The sequence below is a fragment of the Dyadobacter luticola genome, assembly GCF_005860805.1.
In the GTDB taxonomy this organism is placed as follows: Bacteria; Bacteroidota; Bacteroidia; order Cytophagales; family Spirosomataceae; genus Dyadobacter; species Dyadobacter luticola.
In genome coordinates, this window is sequence record NZ_VCEJ01000006.1 from 1 (window position 1) to 625 (window position 625).

Genomic DNA, 625 nt, shown 5'->3' on the forward strand with positions numbered 1-625 from the left:
TGGAAAAGATCGACAAGTCCGTTACCAGGCGGTATCTGTTTAATGTTGATCAAAACCAGAAGTCCGAAAGGCAAGCAAAAGGGTGGCTGCGGCTGAGGGACGTAAGCCGAAATAATTTAAAGCATGTGGATGCCGACTTTCCGATAGGCGTGTTGACCAGCGTCACCGGCATTTCGGGCTCGGGGAAAAGTAGTCTGATCAGTCAGGCGCTGGTCGAGCTTGTTTTGGAGAAATTAGGACAGCAGATACCAGGAACAGACGATCAGGAAGATCAGCTTCTTCAGGCAGAAAACCCGAAGACAACAACCGGATATATCCAGGAAGGCATAAGTCATATTCGCAGATTAATTCCGGTAGATCAGAAACCCATCGGACGCACGCCGCGGTCAAACCTGGCAACTTACACAGGCTTGTTTGATCATATCCGCAAGTTGTTCGCAAATACCAAAATCGCAAAGAGTCGAAAGTACGATGCAGGTCGTTTTTCTTTTAATGTCGCGAAAGGACGCTGTCCGAAGTGCGAGGGCGAAGGCTTTGTGATGGTTGAGCTTTTGTTTCTTCCGAGTGTTTATACGCCGTGCCCGGTATGTCATGGAAGTCGTTACAATGAGAAGACCTTGGAAAT

General features: G+C 48.2%; 1 pseudogene. It reads left to right on the plus strand.

Going from position 1 to position 625, the window contains the following annotated elements:
• Nucleotides 1-625 (plus strand): annotated as a pseudogene (locus FEN17_RS23805) (excinuclease ABC subunit A); the annotation flags it as partial.